The organism is Leptolyngbya sp. GGD (genome assembly GCF_026735145.1).
GTDB classification, from domain to species: Bacteria; Cyanobacteriota; Cyanobacteriia; order Leptolyngbyales; family Leptolyngbyaceae; genus Leptolyngbya; species Leptolyngbya boryana.
Map to the genome: position 1 here is coordinate 627,978 of NZ_JAPQKE010000002.1, position 23,923 is coordinate 651,900.

General features: G+C 47.0%; 22 protein-coding genes and 1 tRNA gene. 15 read left to right on the forward strand and 8 right to left on the reverse strand.

The genetic code is table 11. The annotated features are described in order from the left end of the window. The first annotated feature begins 213 nt into the window (after positions 1 to 213). Positions 214 to 1,482: a DNA methyltransferase gene (locus OU814_RS11835; RefSeq protein WP_268182999.1), complete on the forward strand. Its 1,269-nt coding sequence runs from the start codon at positions 214 to 216 to the stop codon at positions 1,480 to 1,482. Here the strand turns inward: OU814_RS11835 and OU814_RS11840 are convergent. Continuing rightward, on the reverse strand, positions 1,447 to 1,647 hold the full coding sequence (locus OU814_RS11840; protein ID WP_017286148.1) for a hypothetical protein: 201 nt from the start codon (positions 1,645 to 1,647) through the stop codon (positions 1,447 to 1,449). The two genes, OU814_RS11835 and OU814_RS11840, sit on opposite strands and share 36 nt — an antisense overlap. 224 nt (positions 1,648 to 1,871) lie before the next feature. Here OU814_RS11840 and OU814_RS11845 point away from each other — a divergent pair, with 224 nt between their 5' ends. Further along, positions 1,872 to 2,069: an NblA/ycf18 family protein gene (locus OU814_RS11845; protein ID WP_017286149.1), complete on the forward strand. Its 198-nt coding sequence runs from the start codon at positions 1,872 to 1,874 to the stop codon at positions 2,067 to 2,069. A 773-nt stretch (positions 2,070 to 2,842) separates the two neighbouring features. Here OU814_RS11845 and OU814_RS11850 read toward each other — a convergent pair. Together OU814_RS11850 and OU814_RS11855 are read right to left on the reverse strand one after the other, a co-directional pair. Further along, positions 2,843 to 5,503: a glycosyltransferase family 39 protein gene (locus OU814_RS11850; RefSeq protein WP_268183002.1), complete on the reverse strand. Its 2,661-nt coding sequence runs from the start codon at positions 5,501 to 5,503 to the stop codon at positions 2,843 to 2,845. A 19-nt stretch (positions 5,504 to 5,522) separates the two neighbouring features. Then, positions 5,523 to 5,975, reverse strand: coding sequence for a GNAT family N-acetyltransferase (locus OU814_RS11855; protein WP_268183005.1), 453 nt, complete (start codon positions 5,973 to 5,975; stop codon positions 5,523 to 5,525). 35 nt (positions 5,976 to 6,010) lie between these two features. On the opposite strand from OU814_RS11855, the gene OU814_RS11860 reads away from it, so the two are divergent. From OU814_RS11860 to OU814_RS11910, 11 genes are all read left to right on the forward strand, one after another. Beyond that, positions 6,011 to 7,282 carry a pentapeptide repeat-containing protein gene (locus tag OU814_RS11860; RefSeq protein WP_268183008.1) on the forward strand — a complete coding sequence of 424 codons (1,272 nt, stop codon included), beginning with the start codon at positions 6,011 to 6,013 and terminating at the stop codon, positions 7,280 to 7,282. An 88-nt stretch (positions 7,283 to 7,370) separates the two neighbouring features. Further along, positions 7,371 to 7,640, forward strand: coding sequence for a hypothetical protein (locus OU814_RS11865; RefSeq protein WP_017286153.1), 270 nt, complete (start codon positions 7,371 to 7,373; stop codon positions 7,638 to 7,640). A 36-nt stretch (positions 7,641 to 7,676) separates the two neighbouring features. Then, positions 7,677 to 8,237: a GIY-YIG nuclease family protein gene (locus OU814_RS11870; protein WP_268183011.1), complete on the forward strand. Its 561-nt coding sequence runs from the start codon at positions 7,677 to 7,679 to the stop codon at positions 8,235 to 8,237. 118 nt (positions 8,238 to 8,355) lie between these two features. Continuing rightward, complete coding sequence (locus OU814_RS11875; RefSeq protein WP_017286155.1) at positions 8,356 to 9,618, forward strand: GTP cyclohydrolase II; 1,263 nt, start codon at positions 8,356 to 8,358, stop codon at positions 9,616 to 9,618. Continuing rightward, complete coding sequence (locus tag OU814_RS11880) at positions 9,611 to 10,810, forward strand: URC4/urg3 family protein (protein ID WP_268183014.1); 1,200 nt, start codon at positions 9,611 to 9,613, stop codon at positions 10,808 to 10,810. The genes OU814_RS11875 and OU814_RS11880 overlap by 8 nt, the downstream gene beginning before the upstream one ends. 2 nt (positions 10,811 to 10,812) lie before the next feature. Next, positions 10,813 to 11,448, forward strand: coding sequence for a uracil phosphoribosyltransferase (upp, locus tag OU814_RS11885; protein ID WP_017286157.1), 636 nt, complete (start codon positions 10,813 to 10,815; stop codon positions 11,446 to 11,448). A 22-nt stretch (positions 11,449 to 11,470) separates the two neighbouring features. Continuing rightward, a tRNA-Cys gene (locus OU814_RS11890) sits at positions 11,471 to 11,541 on the forward strand. 42 nt (positions 11,542 to 11,583) lie between these two features. Continuing rightward, positions 11,584 to 12,099 (forward strand): hypothetical protein, encoded by a 516-nt coding sequence (locus tag OU814_RS11895; RefSeq protein WP_268183016.1) that lies wholly within the window; start codon positions 11,584 to 11,586, stop codon positions 12,097 to 12,099. A 21-nt stretch (positions 12,100 to 12,120) separates the two neighbouring features. Further along, positions 12,121 to 12,432, forward strand: a complete 312-nt coding sequence (locus tag OU814_RS11900; protein ID WP_268183019.1) for a hypothetical protein — start codon at positions 12,121 to 12,123, stop codon at positions 12,430 to 12,432. Between the two features lie 243 nt (positions 12,433 to 12,675). Beyond that, positions 12,676 to 13,038 (forward strand): saccharopine dehydrogenase NADP-binding domain-containing protein, encoded by a 363-nt coding sequence (locus tag OU814_RS11905; RefSeq protein WP_268183021.1) that lies wholly within the window; start codon positions 12,676 to 12,678, stop codon positions 13,036 to 13,038. A 99-nt stretch (positions 13,039 to 13,137) separates the two neighbouring features. Further along, entirely contained in the window at positions 13,138 to 13,575 is a 438-nt protein-coding gene (locus OU814_RS11910) for a transposase (protein ID WP_268183023.1), read from the forward strand. A gap of 204 nt (positions 13,576 to 13,779) precedes the next feature. Here the strand turns inward: OU814_RS11910 and OU814_RS11915 are convergent, their stop codons facing one another. Together OU814_RS11915 and OU814_RS11920 are read right to left on the reverse strand one after the other, a co-directional pair. Next, the gene (locus OU814_RS11915) at positions 13,780 to 15,672 is read right to left on the reverse strand and encodes a serine hydrolase (RefSeq protein WP_268183025.1); all 1,893 of its coding nucleotides are present in this window, start codon (positions 15,670 to 15,672) and stop codon (positions 13,780 to 13,782) included. Positions 15,673 to 15,849: 177 nt separating this feature from the next. Further along, positions 15,850 to 16,386, reverse strand: a complete 537-nt coding sequence (locus tag OU814_RS11920) for a CARDB domain-containing protein (protein ID WP_268183027.1) — start codon at positions 16,384 to 16,386, stop codon at positions 15,850 to 15,852. 283 nt (positions 16,387 to 16,669) lie between these two features. Here OU814_RS11920 and OU814_RS11925 point away from each other — a divergent pair, with 283 nt between their 5' ends. Together OU814_RS11925 and OU814_RS11930 are read left to right on the forward strand one after the other, a co-directional pair. Beyond that, positions 16,670 to 17,998 carry an AAA-like domain-containing protein gene (locus OU814_RS11925; protein ID WP_268183029.1) on the forward strand — a complete coding sequence of 443 codons (1,329 nt, stop codon included), beginning with the start codon at positions 16,670 to 16,672 and terminating at the stop codon, positions 17,996 to 17,998. Between the two features lie 111 nt (positions 17,999 to 18,109). Next, a complete protein-coding gene (locus tag OU814_RS11930; RefSeq protein ID WP_268183032.1) occupies positions 18,110 to 21,616 on the forward strand; it encodes an AAA-like domain-containing protein in 3,507 nt (1,168 codons plus the stop codon). Positions 21,617 to 21,689: 73 nt separating this feature from the next. On the opposite strand, the gene OU814_RS11935 is transcribed toward OU814_RS11930, so the two are convergent. The 3 genes from OU814_RS11935 to OU814_RS11945 all read right to left on the reverse strand — a co-directional run bounded on the left by OU814_RS11935 (position 21,690) and on the right by OU814_RS11945 (position 23,876). After that, positions 21,690 to 22,133, reverse strand: a complete 444-nt coding sequence (locus OU814_RS11935) for a YidH family protein (RefSeq protein ID WP_036044364.1) — start codon at positions 22,131 to 22,133, stop codon at positions 21,690 to 21,692. 159 nt (positions 22,134 to 22,292) lie between these two features. After that, entirely contained in the window at positions 22,293 to 23,243 is a 951-nt protein-coding gene (locus OU814_RS11940; protein ID WP_268183037.1) for a pyridoxamine 5'-phosphate oxidase family protein, read from the reverse strand. 33 nt (positions 23,244 to 23,276) lie between these two features. Beyond that, positions 23,277 to 23,876 carry a glutathione S-transferase family protein gene (locus OU814_RS11945; RefSeq protein ID WP_017286168.1) on the reverse strand — a complete coding sequence of 200 codons (600 nt, stop codon included), beginning with the start codon at positions 23,874 to 23,876 and terminating at the stop codon, positions 23,277 to 23,279. Between the last annotated feature and the right edge of the window lie 47 nt (positions 23,877 to 23,923).

The following is a 23,923-nucleotide window of genomic DNA, read 5'->3' on the forward strand; positions in this document are numbered from 1 at the left end:
AAATTTGCGCGATCGCTCCCTTTTTAAGGTCGCTGAAACTCTAATTTTGCGGCATTTCTGGCAATGTTCTCGAATGCAGCATTGTGTTATTGTTGCCGCTAAGCAAAATCTTGCCAGAAATCGATCGCTCTTCTACAATTCAGTGCTAAAGCGCGCTTGTTGAATCCGTTGGAATATTATCAGCCTACTATCCCCGATTTACCCATTCATCCTATGCGAGCGCGTCGTCAGCGGCGTAGTTCTGATCTCAATCACATTCGAGATCACGATCGTGCCGCTCACGATTGGTATCGCTTTGTATTATCGTTTCCGCCACATTTAGTTCAGAAACACCTCGAAGATTTTGCGATTCGACCCGATCAAACTGTACTCGATCCGTTCTGCGGGACGGGAACAACTGTCGTCGAATGCAAAAAATTAGGCATTCCCAGTGTCGGAGTCGAAGCGAATAAAATGGCGTGGTTCGCGGGAACCACGAAAGTGAATTGGCATATGGAAGCCGATCGCTTAATGGCTCACGCCACTCAAATTGCAGAACTCGCCCATGCCAATCTGGATCAACCGTTACGCACGTTAGACGAAGAGCGATCGCAGTTACTCCTGAAAAATTCCATCAGCGAATTGCCTTTGCACAAAGCTTTAGTTTTACTCGATCAATTAGAGCAACATCGGGATGAAAACTGCGATCGCTACGAAAAACTCGCTCTGGCAAAAATTCTGGTCTATTCGGTGAGCAATTTAAAATTTGCCCCAGAAGTCAGTGTTGGAAAATACAAACAAGATGCGCCCGTGATCGAACTGTGGCTGAATGAAATGCAGCAAATTTCAAGAGATTTGCAACATCTTCACCCATTGAAAGAGATTCCTGCAACCGTTCACCATGCCGACTCGCGCAGCTTATTGCAAGTTTTAGAGCCGAACTCGATCGATGCTGTGATCACGTCGCCCCCGTATCCGAATGAGAAGGATTACACTCGTGCTACCCGTTTAGAATCGGTCGTCTTGGGATTTCTGCAAACGAAAATCGACCTACGATCGATGAAACAGGGGTTAATGAGATCGAACTCTCGCGGCGTTTACCGAACCGATGATGATGATCAATGGGTCGCGAACCATCCAGAAATTCAGCGCATCGCAGCCGAAATCGAAGCTAAACGAATTGAACTCAAAAAAACCAGCGGTTTTGAGCGGCAATATGCCCGAGCGACAAAACTCTATTTCGGCGGAATGGCAAGACATTTAGCAGACTTGCGGCAAGCCTTGCGACCGGGAGCACAACTTGCTTATGTCGTCGGGGATCAAGCCTCTTACTTTCGGGTGATGATTCGCACCGGAGAGCTGATTGCAGACCTAGCCAAATCGCTCGGCTATGAAGTCGTCGATATTGAGCTGTTCCGAACCCGCTTGGCAACTGCGACCAAAGAGCAATTGCGAGAAGAAGTCGTCTTACTCAAATGGAACGGGAGCGAATCGCAGTATTAAAAAACCAGCGATCGTACATCCGATTGAAAATCCTAATAGCTTAAATTTTCCTTTCAAATCACCCTCAATGACGACGCTGAAAATCAAACTCGCGATCGTCATCAAACTCCCCAAGATCGTTGCTACTCCCCCGATCCAGGCTAAAATCAGCCACCCGATAATCATAAGCCCCTCCCTAGATGTACGGTTATCTCTGCAATTATTACCCCAGTGGCGGATGGTTATTTTGTCAAATGCTTGTTATCTTTTTTAATATCAAGTGTAGGATTTGAAACTGAGTCAGGGAATCCTCGAAGAATCATCCGGTTCGTTCAGGATAAACTACCTTGACAAAAGGGACATGTCATCCTGTAATTGGTCTACTCTCTTTCATTTGGAGTGTATTACGTATGAGTCAACCTGTAGAACTTTCATTGGAACAACAATTCAGCATTCGGTCGTTCGAGACCCAGGTGCAGCAAATGAGCCGTGAACAGGCTCAAGAGTTCCTCGTCCAGTTGTATGAGCAAATGCTGATGCGCGAAGCGATGTATCGTCACTTCCTGAAACAGCAATGGGGCTTAGAACCCGGCTCACCAATGCTCTAGTCTCCGCTTTCGTCGCGCGAGCGACCTCGAACTTTTGCTTTGTTCTCAAACGCAGAAAAGAGCAGGGGTGTGGGGCGTTCAAGCAAAACCCTTCCTGATATTTCGCTTCACTCGATTCAGTTTGTAAAATCTCACGACCTTCACACGAACTGCCAACTTCCAAATCATCAGTGCTTATCAGGCACATAGGAAGATAGCCTGCTTGATGATTTGAAAAAATGTGCCGCGTTATTGTCGTTTGGGGCAGAGTCTTAAGCGGTTTGATCACGCCTTTCCTAAAAAGCGCTTAAGGCACTGGCGACTTTTTCGACCTTCTCCATTTCTGTCAGCGCATTGCGGAAATCTTCTTGAACCTAGTCTGTTACAGCGTTAGATGGCTAGGACAAGTTGATTGCTATTTCCCTTCAGGCAAAGCACGTTGGATTTGAGCTAGCTTGAGCACTAGCACCCTTTGCCTGTTGTGCAGCATTGAAATTATTTCATGGTTTTGTGGGTAGTGCCACTCAACATACTCAATAAGTGTATCTAACGTGAATTTGGGATAAGGGATTTCGCCCCTGTGCCGATGCGAATAGAATTCGCGGCTAGACAAACGAAGTCCACCGTCGTGGACTAATTTTTGAAGAGGGCTGTGAGTGCGCCGCCGCGCACTTTGTCTGTTTAGGCGCGAATTCCATTCGCCAGCCGCCCAAACATTAACCCGAACTGACGTTATCTGTCGGGCAGAGTTGTGCGATCGTCTAGAAGCAATCCGCATTCTAACTTTGATTGCTTTAGCTCGATCGCTGATATTCCTGCCAAGCTTGTACGAGATTTCCTTGCATCAATCCTGCTACAGCATTGAGCGATCGTAGTTCTTTCAAAGCTGGATTGAGCGCGATCGCTGAATTTAAAGCTTTCTGAGCCGCTGAAGCTCGGAAGTCATACAAATTCACGAAAGCAAGATAAGCATAAGCGATCGGGTTTTTCGCATCTAATTGCGTAATCCGCTCAAATGTCTCGATCGCAGGTTGAACGCGGCGTTTGAGGACATTGGCGAGTGCTAATCCATAGGCAAACTCAAGATTATCTGGCTCTTGATTGAAGCGGTATTCGAGAATCTGCCGAGCCTGCGTTACATAGTCCTGAACCGGATCATATTGATTGAGTTGACCCACTTTCTCAAAGATACGATCGAGCGCTTTGATGCCCTGCGGCATCGTTGTGGCAAGTGAGCGCAGTTGAGTCACAAAATCTAACTCTGGAGCTTCAGTCGTCGCAGTCGGAGAAATCGTTAAGCGAATGTCGGGAACATCGATCGCATAAGTCGCTTTCGTTTCACGGTTTAGATAAGCGGCAGTTAACGTGTAGGTTCCTTGAGCATTGGGAGGCGGTAAAGCCGCAAGCCGTTCTGTAATTTGAAAAGCTGCCTGCTCAGGATGCGAACTCGGTTGTAGGTTGCCAAGCGCGATCGCATGGTCATGGAACCAACGTGTTGCAGGTGGATTTGCAACAGTCTTTGCATCGTCTGCAATTCGATTCCAAGTGAGTAACAGTAAGCCAGAGCGGAGCTGTTTCCAAGACCCTGACCAACGATAGGTCACAGGCATCGGTTTTCCAGGAGCCGCTTGATTCGGAATCCGGATTTGTTCGAGTTTGACTTGCTGAGTCGGTTGGGGATGGGGAGCAACGCGGATCGGCGCGATCGCTCGGCGGTAAAGTTGAAGTTGAGTTTGATCCGGGAGCTTCCAAATTCGATGCAATTGGAAATCTGGGTTTTCAGCGATCGCAGTATTTAAAGCAGCATACGCTTGAGGTCGTCGAATTGCTCCTGAAGCACCGTCTTTTGTGACATACCAATTCAGCGATCGTGCATCTTGTTCGACCTGTTTCACATTCGTTCCGACTTGCCGCCCGTACACCTGAAAGTTTCTCAGCGTGCCTTGATAGTTGAGATTGTGCTGATTAAATTCTGGTAGCGAAGGCAAAACTCCGATCGTCGTGACTAAAGCAGGGTCAGCTTCAATCACAGCATTCACGACATCCGCTTGATGCCAATCGCTCGCGAGTACTGCATGACGTGCATGAGGAAGTTGCAGAAATTTCGGGCTGAGTTCGAGCGGCAATAAGCTGAACATCATCAAAATGCTAGAAAGCGCGATCGCACCCCAGCGGAAAATCTTTAAGCGATCGGGAAAGAGCAGCAAGCCTTGAGCGAGCAAAATCGCTAATACGGGCAGTAAAGGTGTGATATAGCGATCGTCTTTATTCACATTCAACGAACAGAGCAGATAAGCGCCGATCAAAAAGATCAACAACCAACGCACCGACTGAAACCAAGCCTGATAAATTTCTCGTCTGTAGCCTCTGCGCCCCATACCTCGATAGTCCAGAGTTTTGAGCCAGCGCCCTTCGACTTGCGACCATTGTTGTTCGATCACCGATCGCTTCCAATAGAGAAGCAATCCCGCGATTCCCGCCGCAAATAAGGGCACAGACACTAAACCCGGCAGCGCTTTGAAGTAATAAATCCAAGCTTCAATACTCGTTAAAGCAGGATCACCTTCTGCGATCGCACTATCAACGGTTGCTCGTTTTCCCGCAGTCAGAATAATTAACCAATTCGTGCGATACCACGGTAAACAGATTGCAATGGCGATCGCAATTCCCACTGCTAACTGAATGAATCGTCGCCAAGCTCTTTTCCGAAGGGAAACAACACTCAGCCACACAATCGGAGTGAATAAGAAAAATAGTGCGGGTTGTTTCGTTAACAAGGAAAGCCCAAACGAAACCCCAAATCCTGCTGCATACAACCACGATCGCAAAGCAGAAATTTGAGGTAATGGGAAAGACTGCACGATCGCAATCGATTGAGTCACAGAAACAACGCTGGGCTGAGTCACGACTTGAGATTGCTGATCCGCAACCGGGCGAACCGTATCCGTCGCCCAAAGCGTTAATAGAAAAAATGTCAGTGTAACGATCGCGCTCAGTGGAAAATCGATCAAGTAATCCAATCGAATTACAGACAGTCCTGGTAGCAATAAGCACAATGCTGTTGCCCATCGGGCGACTTGGAGATTAAAGAGTCGAATGCTCAATCCATAAACGGATGCGAGTAGAATCGCACTAAACAATGAATTGACTAACGTAGATTGCGTTTCCCCGGTGCCAAATATCTGAATAAAAGGAGTAGTGATTAAATATACAAGCGGTGGAATCTTAGAAGTCAAAAGCCAAACGCTTGTCCACCACTCTTGCGAAAACCAGCTTGGTTGCTGGAAGGCTCGCCAGAAATTCATTGCACCCGTTAAATACTCAGCTTGATCCCACGCTGGAACCGATCGATCAACCCAAAACCAAACGCGATCGACAACAAAGCCGATTGCCCAGACCGTGACCACGATCGGAATTCCATTTCTCCAAGCCGAAGATTGCTGTTTTGCGAACACTCACACCTATCCCAATTCTCTAAAATGTATAGCTCATTTTGATGTGCGGAATTCCTGCTTCTTCAAATTCTTCTCCTTCAGAAATAAATCCAAGTTTTCGATAGAACTCAACCACCGCACTTTGAGCATGAATTTGCACAGTCGCGATATTTTTGTTAGCCAAAAATTCTAAAACGGTTTCGACAATTTTGCGCCCAACTCCGTATTTTCTTAATTCAGGTAAAACGGCTAATCGTTCCATTTTTGCAGTTTGGGGAGAGAGAAATCGAATTCTTGATGTTCCGACTGCATCTTGTCCAACCCAGGCTAAAAAGTGTACGGCATCTGCGTCTAATCCATCAAATTCTAGTGCAGCATCTACGCCTTGTTCGATTTGAAAAACACGTATCCGAATGCTTTGAATTGCCTCAAAATCGCGCCGAAAATCCGCGACTTTAATCGTAGGCTGAGCGGGAGATCGTTCGAGTATCATATGTCAACTCAATTTGAACGTAGCATTTTCTCACGATGAGACGACTTCTTCTCGCCATTTTCCCCGGAATTGCATTCTTTGCAACCGTATCACCTGCTAACGCTGCCAACCCGGATCATTTACAGCGGTTACTGAAGACAAATCAATGTCCAAATTGTGATTTGAGTAGCGCTGATCTAACAGACGCAAATTTATTCGGTGCAAATTTAACCAATGCGAATCTCAAAGGCGCAATTTTGAAAGGTGCGAATCTTGGCTCTGCCAACTTCACCGATGCCGACTTAAGTGGTGCAAATTTGCAGCAGGCTTATCTCGATCGAGCAACGCTCGAAAATGCTAACCTCACCCAGGCTAATTTGACCCAAGCCTATTTGAAGAATGCGACGACCACAGGCGTGCAACTTCGAGGTGCGACTCTGCGCGGTGCAAAACTTCAGAATCTTGATTTGATTGGTGTGAACTTACAGGGTGCAGATTTAAGCGAGACAAATCTCAGCGGCGTGTTCTTCAGTGGATTTCGATCGATCCGAAGCACTGCAATCCCCTTCTTTGGGTCTACGTACTCTCCTGCAATGTTTACTGCCCTAATTTGCCAGAACGCACCTTTCCCCAGTCCTGAGAAGGAGAACGAAGAGTTTCGGCGACTGGGGCTAGAATTTGTGCCTGCAAATTTGGTTGGGAGCAATCTCGCTGGAGCAAATCTTGCGGGTGCAGTCTTAATTCGGGGCAATTTGACCAATGCAAATCTCACGGGCGCAAACCTCAGGGATGCTTGTTTGATTCAAGGAAATTTGAGAGGAGCAGTGCTCGATCGTGCTGATTTACAATCTGCCTTATTAAAAGCCGCAATTCTAGAAGGGGCGAGCCTAAAAGAGACCCGCAATGCCAATTTAGCCGAGGCATTTCAAAACGAAACCGATGCCCGACAAAAGGAAGCCGAAGCCCAGACGCTTCCGAATGTACAAGCGATGATGCGCGCCCAGCAAGCTTACTTGCTGGAACATACCAAATTTGCTACTAAAGTTGACGAGTTACAGTTGGGATTAGAAGACTCTGAGCAATATGCCTATCGGGTCTTTTCTCAGGGCGATCGCACTCGTTTATCGGTCGTTGCTGCGGTTCCCAAAGCGGGCGGCTTCAAAACTTATATCGGTTTAGTTTCGACGTCTCGCGGTTCGCAGGAAAAGGTATCAATGACTCGTCTTTGTGTGAGTCAAGAAGCCAAGCCAGTTCTACCCAAGTTGCCTTTGAATGTGCCAAACAATCAGCCTGCCGCTTGCCCAACTGGGTTTCAAGCCATCAAGTAAACAACTGGATTAACGGTGGAGTCGGGCAAGTTGCCCGACTTCAAGGATTTCAGCGCTAGAATCGATCGCGTTGCGCTTCAACGTCACAATGCTAGAATCACTTCTCTCCACGACCTTATGGCTCTCGCGTCCGACGGTTGCCCAGGCTCCTGTACGCCAACCCACTTCTGAAGAGATCTACCAAGCGTGCACCCAAAATCGAGCTGAGACTCTGCCTAATCCCTTTGTCGATGTTTCTCCTCAAGATTGGGCATATAAAGCAGTTCTGACCATGCACTACTGCGGAGCTTTCCGAAAAGCTGCTCCGAGAAGTCTATTTGAGCAACCTGCTCAACCGAAATCCTCAACTTCGCAATAGCGTGATATCCTATCGCAGTCGATCATCACGCCCCCTATGATTGTTGAACAGCCCTCTTTGTTTACCAACGCTGATTGGTCAAACGAATCTGCCTCACGTGAGCATTTAAACCTCAGCGAGTCTGTGCTCAAAGACTGGAAACAGAGAATTTTCAACTATCAAACGGCTCTGACTCCCCAACAGCAAGTCTCACTCTTTGAGTCGATCGAAACTGATCCGTACGCGATCGACCCATTCAAACTTCCCCAACAAAACACCCAATTTTGGCGACAAAAGGCCGAAGATGAAGGCGTTGCAGCCCTCTACTTCGTGATTGATTACGAACTGCCGATCATTCTCTACATCGGTGAAACGATCAAATCGAATCAACGGTGGAAAGGCGAACACGACTGCAAACGCTACTTGCTCAACTATCGGCAAGCCCACTACGACTATCAACTCCCCTCCTCACTCGGCATTGCCTTTTGGTCAAACGCCCCCATCAAAACTCGCGATCGCCAAAAACTTGAACTCGCTCTGATCCAGCGCTGGCGTTCTCCCTTTAACAAAGAAAACTGGACAATTTGGGGGACACCTTTCACCTACGGCAAACAATAGCTTCGAGAAAAATTCATTTACAAGAAAATCCGATTGTCTGCTACCTAAGACACTACTCATTGTTCGAGTCTCTTGATACGATCAGAACTTTAAAACCCCGACTCGGTGCGAAGTGTCTATGGTCAGTCAGCCCAAACGTTCAACGCCACGTCCGATCGTTCTCACATCTCATCCCGCCAAATTTTCTAAATCGATCGCCATCCACTGGGGCGAAGCCGATCCGATCAAACGCGGTGCAATTATTGGCACACTCACCACGGCTGCCCACCGTAATGTGATCGGAACGCATTCTGGCTCTTATGCCGTCTATCGTGCTCTCGCTGTCGCCAGTGGCAAACTCGATGCCAACCATCGTGCTGATTTAACGAATACGGCTCCGGCTGCCCTGCTTCACGCCCACCCCGCTTGGTCAGATCCCGATAAAATCGTCTCGCTCGACCCCTTTGGGGCAATTGTCGGAGAAGTCTATCGCGATCTGTATGAGCAAGGCTACGACATCAAACCGACGATCGCAATTACCAAAGCGCACATCAACATGCCAGAACTGCAAGACGCGATCGCCAAAGGTCGCCTGCAAGAAGATGGCGAAATCATGAAAAAAGGCGGCGATTTAGTCGTAACTAAAGCCGCGATCGAGCCGGTTTGGTATCTTCCCGGACTGGCAAAACGCCTCCATGTTGAAGAAAGCCTGCTGCGCCGTACCTTATTCGAGCAAACGGGTGGCATGTTCCCCGAACTGATTACCCGTCCCGATATCAAAGTCTTTCTGCCCCCAATTGGCGGCATCACCGTCTATATCGTGGGCGATCCTGACGCGATTACTGACCCTAATCGATCGCTTACCGTCCGCGTTCACGACGAATGCAATGGCTCGGATGTCTTCGGGTCTGATATTTGTACCTGTCGCCCTTATCTGGTTCACGGCATCGAAGAATGTGTGCAAACTGCTCAACAAGGTGGCGCAGGCATTATCGTTTATCTGCGTAAGGAAGGACGTGCCCTCGGCGAAGTGACTAAATTCTTGGTTTACAACGCTCGGAAACGTCAAGAAGGCGGCGATCGCGCGGATGCTTACTTCACCCGCACCGAATGTGTGGCAGGCGTTCAGGATATGCGATTCCAAGAACTGATGCCGGATGTGCTGCACTGGTTAGGGATTACGCGCATCGATCGCTTTATTTCGATGAGCGATATGAAACACGATGCTGTGACGCGATCGGGCATTGAAATTGTGACGCGCGTGCCGATTCCAGAAGAATTGATTCCAGCGGATGCAATGGTCGAAATCGAGGCAAAAAAAGCGGCAGGATACTACACCGAAAGTGAAGTGCTCACCGAAGAAGCCTTAGCTGAGATTAAAGGACGAGGACTGAGTGACTAATCGAGTTGAATATTTGCGATCGCCCACCGCGATTCGAGAGCGCTGCAACGAACTCTTCGAGCTAGCCCAGGCTGATCAACTCCCTTATTTTCGAGTCGATCTGACGCAGCTTGATGCCGTTGCCGATTACGTGATCGCGGTGATTCGCGAACATTATCCTGATTTGGATGTGCCGTTTCATAGTCGATGGCGACACTTTGAAGTCGGCAATATTCCTCGTGTCCAGCAGCTTGAACAGGCGATCGAATCACGGTCTAAAATCGAGCAAGCAAAAGCAAAATTCGATCTCGTGATTCCGAGCGTGTTGCTTGATGCAGGCGCAGGCGATCGCTGGAAATATCATGAAGCCACGACTCAGAAAACTTGGGCGCGATCCGAAGGTTTAGCGATCGCTTCATTTGATGCATTCTGCCAAGGTGCTTTCTCGAAGCATGCTTATCAAGCGGATGCAGAAACCCTGAAACAGATTACCCCTGAGCAGATCGGGGCGTTTTTTCAAGTCAGTTCTGAAAATCCTTTGGTCGGCTTGGAAGGACGATCCGCGCTTCTACAAAAGTTGGGATACACGATCGAACAATCCCCCGATCTGTTTGGTAATGTGCCTCGTCCTGGCAATCTGGTTGATTATCTCATCGGTCACGCTGACCAAGGCAAGCTCTCTGCGGTCGTTGTGTTGAATGCCGTTCTGATCGGATTGGGCGAAATCTGGTCAGGGAGATTATCGATCGAGGGCGTGAACTTAGGGGACGTGTGGAAACATTCATCTTTATCAGGAGATCAGCTCGTTCCGTTTCACAAGCTCTCACAATGGTTGACCTATTCTCTACTCGAACCCTTGCAAGACTTAGGGCTGAAAATCATTGATCTCGATCAAATGACCGGGCTGCCCGAATACCGAAATGGCGGCTTATGTCTCGATCTTGGGCTACTTCAACTCAAAGATCCCAAACTGGCAGAGATTCCCCATGCTGCCGATTCCGAGTTGATTGTTGAATGGCGAGCTTTAACGGTTTGTTTACTCGATCTCATTGCCGCCACGATTCGCAAAAAGCTTGGTTTAACGCCTGAGTCTCTCCCACTTGTCAAAGTTCTGCAAGGCGGAACCTGGACAGCCGGACGCAAAATTGCCGCTGCTCTTCGCCCCGGCGGAACTCCCCCGATTCAAATTTCTAGTGACGGAACTGTTTTTTGACTATGGCTGAAAATTTAACGATTATCGAGCATCCCTTAGTTCAGCACAAACTTAGTTTGATGCGACGAGAAACGACCAGCACAGCAAAATTTCGATCGCTGATGACCGAAATCAGCATGTTACTGGCTTACGAAGTCACTCGCGACTTACCGCTGCGCTACGAAACGATTCAAACTCCCATGGCTGAAATGGAAGCTCCCGTCTTAGCTGCCGACAAAAAATTAGTCGTCGTCTCGATTATGCGAGCAGGGCAAGGCATCCTCGATGGCATTCTGCAATTAATTCCCTCGGCAAGAGTTGGGCATGTCGGAATCTATCGCGAACCGCATTCGCTTGTGCCGATCGAATATTATTTCAAAGTGCCTGACGATACCGAAGAGCGCGATATGTTGGTCGTTGATCCGATGATGGCAACGGGCAATTCTGCGATCGCTGCTGTCGATCGTCTCAAGCAAACCAATCCTAAATCCATCAAGTTTCTCTGCATTTTGGCAGCCCCGGAAGGAATTCGGCATTTTCAAGAGCATCATCCTGAGATTCCCATCTATACAGCCGCGATCGATCAAGGATTAGATGAACATGGATATATTATTCCGGGACTTGGGGATGCAGGCGATCGTTTATTCGGCACAAAGTGATATGATAGTAGCGATGCAATTCGGCGGCATCGCCAAGTGGTAAGGCAGAGGTCTGCAAAACCTCCACCCCCAGTTCGAATCTGGGTGCCGCCTTCTTAATAAAATCTGTTCTAGGACGACCAGATCTTTCGCTCTGTGAAAAGCCCCATTATCGACTTGAAGGATGTTCCGGCTATCGTGCAATCTCGTCATCTCGACGATTTTGAGAACCTTTGGCGCGGGATGCTGCTGGAATTAAATGAGGAGGACGCTTTTTGGAGTTGGGCGATGAAAAAGCGCCTCTCAAATAATGACGCTCGCTTTGAAGCCTATGCGATCGAGTACGAAGGACTCACACAAGGGCTGATGTGGCTCGAAACTCAGTGGCATCGTTCCTGGCCGAATCCTATCCATGGACTCGTTTACGTTGAAGCTCTTACCTCTGCCCCCTGGAATCGACAAAATCTAGAAGACCCGCTCTATCTCAAGGGTGTTGGCTCCGCCCTGTTGCTGTTCGCTCGGCAGCGAAGCGTTAGTTTGGGCTATCAGGGGCGCGTCGGCTTGCATTCGTTGCCAGAGGTAGAAGAATCTTACCAGCGTCAGAATATGCCAGACTATGAACAAGATCCAGACAAAGAGGATCTGCGCTATTTTGAATTTGGAGTCATGTGATTCAAGAGCAGGGGTTCCACGATGGATGACCAACGACTACGGCAGCAATACGAAGCAACTGGCAACCTGCTTGATGTGTTGTACGATTCTGAAGTGTTGCAAGAAATGATTGAGGCAGAGGACACTTGTGGTGGTGCGATTGGCGCTGGTTTCTCTGCTTATTCGCTCAATCCTAAACCCGTCGATCCCGCACTTTGGAAACAAGCAATGAAAAAAGTGCGATTACAGTCAATCTTGTTTACTGAGCTTGAGAGTTTGATGCAGGCAGCAAATTTGGGGGTGGTACAGAAGCTGCCATCACCGAAGCGAGAAGACGAATTCGTCACCAGTTAACCCAACTCAACGAGGAGCAACAAGCATTTTTCGCTGCGTTAGTTGAGGAAGACCAGTCACAACCTGCTGAGTTAATACTTCGTTCTCAAGTTAAATCCAAGCTCTATTCGTTCCTGACTCCGAACGATTGGAGTGCGGTCGGACAAGCTGCAACAGATGCCATTCAAGATCAGTGGTCTGAGTTTATTCAACCCTCCAAAATTGCTTAGGTTGAGAGTATTTTTGTCATGTCTGAGCGCCCCTATGATGTCGTCCTCTACGGTGCGAGTGGGTTTGTTGGTAAACAAACGGTGCAGTACTTTGCTAAAATATTTTTCTTCTGAGCAATTACGTTGGGCGATCGCGGGACGAAATCGCCAGAAGCTAGAAGTTGTTCGAGACGAAGTGGGTGTAACGGTGGATGTACTGGTTGCCGACAGTCAGGATCAGTCAGAGATCGATGCGATCTTATCTCAAACACGAGTGATCCTCACTACTGCTGGACCGTTTGCCCTTTACGGCAATACCCTCGTTGATGCCTGTGTTCGGTTCAAAACCCATTATGTCGATATCACCGGAGAAACGCCTTGGGTCAGGACGTTAATCGATCGCTATCATGAGCGCTGAGCGCTCGGCGGTACGCGGATCATTCCTTGCTGTGGGTTTGATTCTGTTCCGTCTGACCTCGGCACTTACTGGGTCGTTCGTCGCTTCCAAAAATTGGGATTGACTTGCAGTATCAGTATTCTGGGACTGTGGCAACCTGAACAGCAGTTCGATTATGCCCTTGCCCAAGGTGGGTTTGAGGGCGAGAGTTATCTCAAAGTCATGGACTGGATTGCGGACAAAGCAGCGGTGACTTTGGCAGAAACAGGATGGTTAACGGTCGTGGTGCAGGACAATTGTAAGATTCAAACATGCGAACTCGTCAAACCCCACTGGCAGCGATGGGAGACTCAGGGATTATTGCTATTTTTTCTGCCGCCCTACAGTGCTCATCTCAATCTGATCGAAGGTCAGTGGCATCAACTCAAAGCGCATGAGATTGCGGGACGGATGTTTGAAGACGAGTATGATTTAGCCAAGGCGGTGATCCAAGGCATGGAAGTCCGCAGTCAATTTGGGGGATATGCACTAGAGCGTTTTAAGTTTAATTCCGCCTAGCTACTTAAACGATGCACAATCAGATCGAACAGATCGAACAGATCGAACAACAGCGATCGTATTCTGTTGAAGTAGACAAAATCTCCGATCTCTACCCCCTGCGCCCTTTCTATCGGCTTCTATGGCATACGTGCCTCTCAAGTCGTTAGACAAAGCATAAGAAGAGAGGGTGAAATCTCTCTTCTCAACCAGCTCTCTGGATTGTTAATCCTTCAGGATAATGCTGCTAATTGCATCAGTCAACTTACCTACACCTGCTTCATCTTGGTTGGGATCATTCTCCCCAAGCTCAAGTGATTGATTCGAGAGGACTGCAATCACTGTTCCTTTTTCAGAATGAACTCGGAGATAAGAATTTGCACCATTCTGAGCACCGCTATGCTGAATCGTTTTGCGCCCTCTCCATAGGTCATCATAAGATTTTTGGGAGAGGAAGGACTGACCAGGAAGTAATCTCATGCCAAATCGAGCAAGATCGACGCTGGAAGTTTCGAGTCCGCCGCCGCCTATTTTCCAACTGATGTTGTCTCGTGTTGAGGGAACGTTTTTGGCAGCAGAACTGGTTTTGTCGCGGTAAAGAGTGGCACGATCCGGATTTGCTTGAGAAATCAGCTCAGGGCGTAAAGTAGAGAGTCCTAATCCTTGAGTAATTTCGCGATCGAAGATGCCTGTAAAAGATTGTTTAGATGCTCCTTCGATTGCCGCGCCTACGACTGTATAAGCATGGGTGCTATAGCAAGTTTTAGCTCCCGGAGAGAACATTAACGGATCATCACGGAACAGTTCAGTCGCTTGAGTTGAAGTGGCGTATTGAGTGTTGCTCGAATCCTTCCATGCTGAATTATTGGGAACTTCGCAATTTTTGCGGTTACTGCCTCGATAGTGCCGAATTCCTGACTGATGTTCTAAAAGTTGGCGAACAGTGTGAGTGTGATGTTGGGGAAGAATGGGCACATAGGTTCGAGTCAGTTTGTCGATCGACAACACATTCTGGTCGTCCAAGCGCAACGTCAAAGCTCTTGTAATGAGTTTCGCCACTGATGCGGTTCGGAAAACTGTGCCAGAGTGCGCAACCTTCTGCTGTTCGATATCTGCATAGCCAAAACCACGAGTGTAGACCAGTTTGCCGTTTTGTACGATCGCGACGCTAATTCCAGGAATATTGAATTGCTTTTGATATTCTGAAATTGCATTATCAACAGCCTTTTTCGGTTGCCAGGAAAGTTTTTCGCCATTTTGCCGCCAGATGCCTGCATAGCGAGTTCCTTGGGGGGTGTTGTAGGCTTCAAAGTCTACTAAACGGTAGCCTTCATCGGTGTAGGTTTTCCACCAGTTCGCGTATTGATTTGCCGTCATATCGCGTCGAGATGCCCAGGCTCTCCCATTGTTTTTCACCCAAATCGCGGCATATTGTTGCTCACCATTGCGAACATAGGATTCAAAATCTAGAGATCGATAGCCTTGCTCATTGAGAGACTTAAACTTCTCTGCATAGGTGGATTCAGACATATCACGAAACGCAACCCAGTTTACATTGTCTGTATTCTTGACCCAGATTGCACTGTAGAGCGTTTTACCACCGCTGGAGTAGGCTTCTGTATCAATCATGCGGAAGCCTTGATCGCTGTACTGCTTGAAGCGCTTGCCAAATTCTTCTCCGTCAACATTCCGATACGAAACCCATCCTAAATTTCCTTTGTTTTCTTCCCAAACGCCTGCATAGAAACGCTTTCCATTTAAGGTATAAGCTTCTTGATCAATCAGCCGAAATCCTTTGTCTTTGAAATCGTTCCAGCGTTTGGAGAACTCTTCGTCAGACAAATCTCGTAAGCTTGCCCAGCCTCTTTGATCTGTATTTTTCTGAAAGATTGCAGCATAATTTGCTTTGCCATTGATTTCATCGACTTCGAGATCAACGACTCGGTATCCTTCTGCTTTTTTCTTGTTGAAGTATTCGTTAAAATCCTTGCTGTCATAGCCTCGAATCGATGCCCAATCAATATTATTTGGATCGTCAATCGGGCTTGCTAAGGTCTTACTAGCAAGGGGAAATACAAGACCTAGCATTGTTAAAGTAGCGATCGCAATTCGTTTCATGGTCAGTAACCTTACAGAATCAAAGTGTGTTGTCGAAATGAATAGCCTTCACGACTGTGCAATGTGGAGGATGCAGTCGTCAGGTTGTATCTTGATGGCTCAATGTTTTGCAAAGATACAACCTGATTGCTCATCAAGCTAAACGAGTAGATTTAGAAATCTTGCGAGCTTACTGAGCTAGGGATGATGTAGAGCAACGTTATCAGACTCGTCGGACTCATTGACTAGCCGTGTTGCATCTGCTTTCAAGCGAAATGTTGTATCTTTGAGATCAACATCACTGGGCAAAATTTCACTTGCATTCACGAGAAAGTTAGAGGATTGATGCGGTTTAAACGCGGGAAGCTGCACTTCAAGCATTCGATTGACTTTTACTCCCTTGATTTGAGTAACCGTCAGTCTTAGGTTACTTGGTTTCGCGATCGCATTACCCTGATTGATAATTTGTACTCTAACAGATTGCGGCGCGCGCTCAGAAAACTGATATCCCCTAATTTTCAGATCAGGAAGTTGTTTTTTCAGAATTCCACCTCCGCTAGGGGACGCAATCTCACCTGGCATACATTCACCGAGAGCAGGATTCAATTCGGGGGGACGGGGAACCCAACCATCGGGGCAACCCGGCTGAGGATTGGGAGTGGCAGCGATCGCGCTAACAGCAGACATTGAGAGCGCAGCGACAGAACTCAAAGCAATTAAAAGATGACGTTTCATGGTGATTGTCCTCATTCATTAAATTAATAGGTGTCGCAAAGTCTATAGGGCAAACGAATTGTAAATATGCTTGCGCTTGGTGACCTTGTTACTGGCTATTGTCGGCTGAGGATTTGTTGAGTGCCAGGGGAGTAAAATCAGGCTTTTTGGACGGGTTGTACTGGAAAAATCAGATTAAATCAGGAGATGAAAATGATTAGCCGAGTGGGTAATCGTCAAATCCAGAGTGCATATTTAAAATAAGGTCAGCGTAAGAACAGCTATGACAAGAGGGAAACTTGACATGATGGAGCTAGAATCAGAGCTGTTGTGGGCTGACGCTAAAGCGATCGCAGATAATGTTGTGTTTCGTGCTTTCAATCAACATTTAAGTGATATTGAAATCAAAGTACTTCAAGCCTCGTGGGAAGAACAAACCTATGATGATATGGCGAGAAGCTACGGTTACAGTGCAGAGTACTTGAATAAAGATATTGGCAATAAGCTTTGGAGAAAATTGTCGATCGCGATTGGGGAGCGAGTGACGAAAAAGAACTTTAAGGAAGCTCTGAGAAGATCTCAACCGAGTAGAAGTATTGAAGTTACTCCAAATTTACCGTTTCCAGAAGGAGCAGTGGCATTAGATTCGCCCATGTATGTTGAGCGTACGGGAGTTGAGCTACTCTGCTATGAGACTGTTCTCAATCCTGGAGCATTGATTCGAGTCAAAGCTCCGAATTTAATGGGTAAGACCTCTCTGCTCACTCGAATTTTATCCTATGCAGCGAATCATAATTGTCAAGCTGTGTATCTGGATTTGAGCAGTGTCGATCGCGCAATTTTAACTGATTTAGATAAGTTTCTGCGCTGGCTATGCTGCATGGTGGGTCGGCAGTTGAAACTGAAAAATTGCTTAGATGACTATTGGGATACTGAGATTTTGGGAAGTAATGATAACTGCACAGCTTACTTTGAAGAATATTTACTCCCTCAAATCGATTGTCCGTTAGTTCTCGGTATTGATGAAGTCGATCGGTTATTCCCTTACTCTACAGTGGTTGAAGATGTCCTTGGAATGCTCAGAAGTTGGCACGAGAAAGGCAAGATTGTCGATTTATGGAAACGTCTGCGATTAGTGATTGCTCATTCGACTGAGGCGTATATTCCTTTAGATATCAATCAATCTCCCTTTAATGCAGGAGTTCCGGTAGAATTGTCGGAGTTCGATCGAGAACAGATTCAATCTCTGGCACAATTGCATGGACTCAGTTGGAACCCAACACAGGTTGAAGCTTTGATGCAAACGGTAGGCGGACATCCTTATTTAGTGCGGTTAGCTCTGTATTATGTTGCAACTGGGAGAGTGACATTAGAACAATTGTTGCAGGAAGCTGCTACAGAGTCAGGAGTTTATAATGCTCATCTGCGGCATTATTTGGAAGTTCTACAGCAGTTACCGCAACTATTGGAAGCATTTAAGACGGTTGTTCTCTCGCCGAATGCGGTGGAACTCGCTTCAATGCAAATTTACAAATTGCATAGTATGGGGTTAGTTCAGAGACGAGGCAATTTTGTTACACCTTGGTGCAATTTGTATCGAGATTACTTTGGTCGAGTGTTGGCTGCTGTATAAAGTCAGGTCATTGAATCAATAGATGGGATAAAGTCGGGTCTTTGCAGAGATCCAACTCAGTGCCAGAAAACTACAGTACATTGATTGAATCAGCATTGGTCTGGTGAGATTATGGCAGAGCAACTTCGACACTACGCATACCAGGTTGGTGGAAGTCTTCCAGCAACAGCAACAAGCTATGTCACACGCGAAGCAGATGCGGAATTTTATCGCGCGCTAAAAGCTGGAGAGTTTTGCTATGTGTTGAACTCTCGTCAAATGGGTAAATCTAGCTTGCGAGTTCAAACGATGCAACGACTGCAAGCCGATGGGGTTACTTGTGCTTTTATTGATTTGACTGGAATCGGGACGCAAGGAGTGACGGCTGAAAAGTGGTATGCGGGAATTGTCAATGCGATCGTCAGTAGTTGCCAATTAGGAAATAAAGTAAATTGGCGAAACTGGTGGCGATCGCAGCAAGATCTCCTTTCTCCCATTCAGCGACTCAATCTATTCATTGATGAAATTTTGCTGACTGAGATTCGCACTGATATTGTGATTTTTATTGATGAAATCGATCGCGTTCTCAGTCAGGATTTCTCACTTGATGACTTCTTTGCGCTGATTCGATACTTTTACAATTGTCGGGTTGATCATCCTAAATACCATCGGCTCACGTTTGCGCTTTTGGGTGTTGCAACGCCTTCTGACTTGATTGCAGATAAAACGCAAACGCCATTTAATATCGGACGAGCGATCGCACTTCATGGTTTCCAGGTTCAAGAAGCTCAAACGCTAGCACAAGGACTGTCTCATCTTGAAGATCCTGAAGCTGCACTAGCAGAAATCCTCGCTTGGACAGGTGGGCAACCTTTTCTCACTCAGAAAATCTGCCAACTTGTGACTCAGCATCCAGAATTTAATTCGATTAGCTGCTTGATTCAAGATCGAATTATTGACAACTGGGAAGCACAGGACGAACCAGAACATTTGAGGACAATTCGCGATCGCTTGTTTCGCAATGAACAGCGAGTCAGCCGCCTTTTAGGAATTTACCAGCAAATCTTACAGCAAGGAGAACTCATCGCAGACAGCAGCTCTGAACAAACAGAACTCCAGCTTTCAGGATTAGTTGTTAAACAGCAAGGTAAATTGCGAGTCTATAACAAGATCTATGCTCAAGTTTTCAATCTAGAGTGGATTGAGAAACAATTCCAGAAATGCCGCCCTTACGTAGAAGCTTTCAATGCGTGGATTGCTTCTGAGTGCCAGGATGAATCGCGATTACTTCGAGGACAAGCCTTAAAAGATGCGCTGGAATGGTCAGAATATCAAGATTTAAGCGTTTTAGACTATCGCTTTCTAGCAGCAAGCCAAGATCTAGAAAAACAAGCAGTTCAATATGCGCTTTCTGTCCAAGCAGAAGAGAGTCAAATTCTCGCGGAAGCAAATCTGACGCTAAACGCTGCTCAGAAGAAAGCGAAACGTACGATCGCAATTGGTTCAGCCATTTTAGGTTTATCGTTGCTCACGGCTGGTCTGGTTGCTTTCCAAGTTCAGCAAGCACGACATGAACTGAATGAAGCTGAACTGAGGCAACTCAATCTCTCAGCTCAAAGAGTTTATGAATCCAGCCCTTTTGAGGCGTTGCTCATGGCAATTCAAGCAGGGCATAAACTTCAAACTTTAGAGCGATCGCAATCGATCAAACCAGAAATCCGTCAACAGATTACTGCAACACTACATCAAGCAGTCGATGGAGTTCGAGAATACAATCGCCTAGAAGGACATGCGAATGGCATTTTAGAACTCAATTTCAGCCCAAATGGTCAGATCATTGCTTCAGCGAGTGAAGATGGCACAGCGAAACTCTGGGAAGCTCAAACTGGAAAGCTGATACGAACACTAGAACACGCAGATCGCCTCTGGAGTGTTCATTTTAGTTCAGATGGAAAGTTACTGGCTTCCGCGAGTCGAGATGGCATTGTAAAACTTTGGAACGTTGAAACGGGGGAACTGGTCAAGACCGTAAAGACTGAGCAAGACAATGTAAGAAGTGTGCGATTTAGTCCTGATGGTCAAATGCTCGCCACGAGTAGTTCTGATAAATTGATCAAGCTATGGCGAGTTTCGGATGGACAGCTTTTGCGATCGCTCTCCGGTCATACGGGTTGGGTAACGAGCATCAACTTTAGTCCCGATGGCACATCTCTCGCTTCAGCCAGTGCCGATCGAACGGTGCGATTATGGAATGTGCAGACTGGAAAAGCACGCCTCCAATTGCCGGGTCATCCTGATGTCGTGAGAGCCGTTCATTTCAGCCCTGATGGACAACAGCTTGTTTCAGCGAGTCAAGGCGGATCGGTGCGGTTATGGAAAGTCGCAGATGGTTCCCTGATCAAAGAGATTGATAATTCGAGTTCAGTTTGGAATGTGAGATTTAGTCCCGATGGCAAGTCGATCGTAACAGCAGATTCTGATGGAGCAATCAAGCAACGGAATTTGGTTGACATTCAAGATGAAACGACTCACCCTCAAATTCTCAAAGGGCACTATGGGCGAGTATGGGCATTGAGTTGGAGTCCAGACGGACAATTTTTAGCATCGGGAGGTGTCGATGGAGTCGTCAAACTTTGGAAGCTACAGGTTAGTGAACCGAAGTCTTTCGAGGTTTCGCAGAAGAATTTGATCAGCGTGAGTCTGAGTCCAGATAGTAGATTCTTTGCAGCAGGTGGAGGAGACCATTCAATTAAGCTTTGGGACGTTGAGACTGGAAGACCGATCAAAGAGTTGAAGGGACATCAAGATGCTGTGAGAAGTGTTCGATTCAGCCCAGATGGAACAAAAATTGCTTCTGCGAGTTCCGATCGCACTGTCAAGATTTGGGATGCTAAAACGGGAACAATCATTCGCAATCTACAGGATGATCATCGTTTTGGTAGTGTTCGGTTTAGTTCTGATGGCAAGCTTTTAGCGACAGGAGGTGGAGACGGTAAGAAGATTAATCTGTGGAATGTTGGAACTGGGCAGCTTGTCAGAACGATTCAAGATGATTCTAAAAAGCGGTGTGGCATTGGAAGCCTTGGCATGAGTGAAGATGGTAAGCGAATTGTAGCCGCTTGTAATCTTTTAACTGCGAGAATTTGGGATGTTGAAACGGGGGCAATGCTCAAAACCTTCGATCGACATAGTAATCAGGTTCTCACCGCCGATTTCAGCATGGATGGTCAGCGACTTGCAACGGGAGGCGATGATAGTCTAATTAAGATTTGGGATATTCAAACGGAATCCGTAATCAATACAATTCGAGGGCATCGTGGAAGTGTCAGACGACTCAAGTTTAGTCCCGATGGCACGATGCTTGCATCGGCAAGTAGTGACCACACGATTAATCTCTGGAAAGTATCCGATGGATCGCTTCTGAGAACCTTAGAAGGACATAGTAATCAGATTCTCAGTCTCAGTTTTAGTGCTGATAGTAAAACATTGGTTTCTGCGGGGTATGACAATACAGTGAAAGTATGGCGCTTAGATTCAGACCTCGATCGCTTAATGAAGTCAAGCTGTGGCTGGTTCAAAGGATACTTTGCTAACTCTTCAACTCATTTAGAAGCCCGAACTATTTGTCAACGCCTCTAGAGAATTGTTCTCTGAAACCTATTGAGCGATGAACGCCAGCAGTATCTCATCACGGTTAATTAAAAAATATAAGCTACTGCCGCCTAGTCATTCTCGGTTGCAGCAATTTCTGAGGGATAGGCTTTTGCGGCAGTTCTCGATCTCGCCACATAATCAGCGGAATGCTTAATCCACCCAACAGAATCACTGCTCCGGTCATAATCCACACCAGCGATCGATCTGGGCGATAATCACCGCGCTCGATCTGCCAAAAAACTTGGTTATATCGCCAAGCAGCAAGCGCGATCGTCACGATTCCCAAAACCACTAGACTTAGCCCCAAATTTTGCGAATTGAACAAGGGATGTGGGGGCGTATTCTGTTGAGTCAAACTCAGGTTCAACTGGGTGAGAAAAAGCCCAAATCGAGCCAGTGCAAACCCAAAGCCGATCAGTGCAATTGAGGTGCGAAGCCACGCGAGAAAGGTTCGCTCATTCGCTTGATGTTCACGCTGTCGATCGATTTTAGGCTCTTTCATCGCAATATTCACATAGCAAGCCGTATAGTCTAAAACTTCCGAAGCTCATTTACATCTTGCCGAAGAGAGAAAGTAGTTTGAAGGCATTTTGAAGCACTGTGACGGATTTGAGCAACCATTTGTCTTTGTCTTGGTGAATAGATTGAAACTGCTGAGAAATTAGCGATCGAGAAAGGGCGAAAACTCTGGCTCTGACCAGCGCAAGGGAAGGCTACCCTCCACTCGATATCCCTGCTCAAGTTGGAAGCGTAACAATCGCGCTGCCCCCTCATAAGCCCGTATCTCAGTCTCTTCCCAAATAACCTCAGCACTTCCTGTCAAGTACATCAAATCACCTTGCTCGAAATCTACAAACACCAATCCTGCGCGAGGATTCAGTTCTAGGTTGCCAAGCGTATTAAAGTGATTGTTGCCAGCAAAATCAGGAATCGTGAGCGTCCGATCGTCATCAATCCTGACAAACCCTGGTTTACCGCCCCGATGGGAAACATCAACACCACTCGCAGATCCTGCGGATTGTGCTTGATAAGCAGTTGCAATAAAGAATGTGTCGGATGCTGTGATCATCGATCGTTCTGATTCTCCAAACTGAATGATCGAATGGACGGGTTTGAGTGCTGTCGGATCAATCTCAGCAAATTGCGATCGACGAACTTGAATGTACTGAGGACAATTACCAAAGCTCTGTCTAACTTGTACCTCAAAGCTATCCTTTCCAGTTGCAGTCACAATTCCGTTTAATCGATTCCGGCGACGAGTTGATAAGTCGATGCCTAGTAACCCAATATCGATGCCATTTGCAAGAGTGGTTGCTAACGGATCGCCAAACAGAGGTTTTGCAGCAATGTGCAAAGTGCGATCGTCGGGAGTGGAGAGAAACCCTGGATTTCCGACCAATATAGAAGCCCAGGGATTGCCTGCTGTATCGACTGTCCCTACAATCACGTAAGGCAATTGAGCAAAGAACTGGCGATGTTGATCGGGAAGAAATTCTCGAATTATTCGCCGCCCTTGTTGATCGATTTGTTCCTGGACTCCCAGACGGGCTTGAATTGCTAATTCGCCTGCATGGAAAGGAGATTCAGTGCGCGTCCAGCCTGAGATTGCCATCGTGTTCCTCCTGTTTGACTTGAGTTGAGCAGCCTATAGCCCAGCCATCGAGATATAACCTGGCAATTGCTTCACCCGATCAATCCAAGCCAGCACATGAGGATAGGCATCCAAATCAATTTTTCCATCTCGTGCCAAGGCAACATAAGGAAACACAGCAATATCAGCGATCGTGGGATGTTCAAACTCTAACCACGTGCGTGTACTTAAGTGCTGATTCAGTTGAGTCAGGATATAGTCTGATTTTTGCTCAGCGCGTTCAATGTTGATGCTTGTCGTGCCGAACAGATGGTAGAGCCTCGCATTTTCTGGTCCCTGACGGACTTCTCCAGCAGTTGTAGATAACCACCGAATCACCTGAGCTAACGGCAACGCGTCGAGCGGCAACCATTGTTCATCACCGTACTTCCGCGCTAAATAAACTAAGATTGCCTGAGCATCTGCGAGCTTGACTTCATGATCAATGAGCAAGGGAACCTGTCCAAAGGAGTTGAGTGCTAGATACTCTGGCGATTTGTGTTCTGCTTTCATCAGATCTACTTTGATCCATTCATACTCAACACTGAGCAGTTCCAGAAAAAGGCGGACTTTGTAGCTGTTGCCAGACATTTCGTGCCCATAGAGCTTAATCATGATTGATCCTCGAAGTGAGAAAGATTTGTACCGTTCGTTCGGTCTAG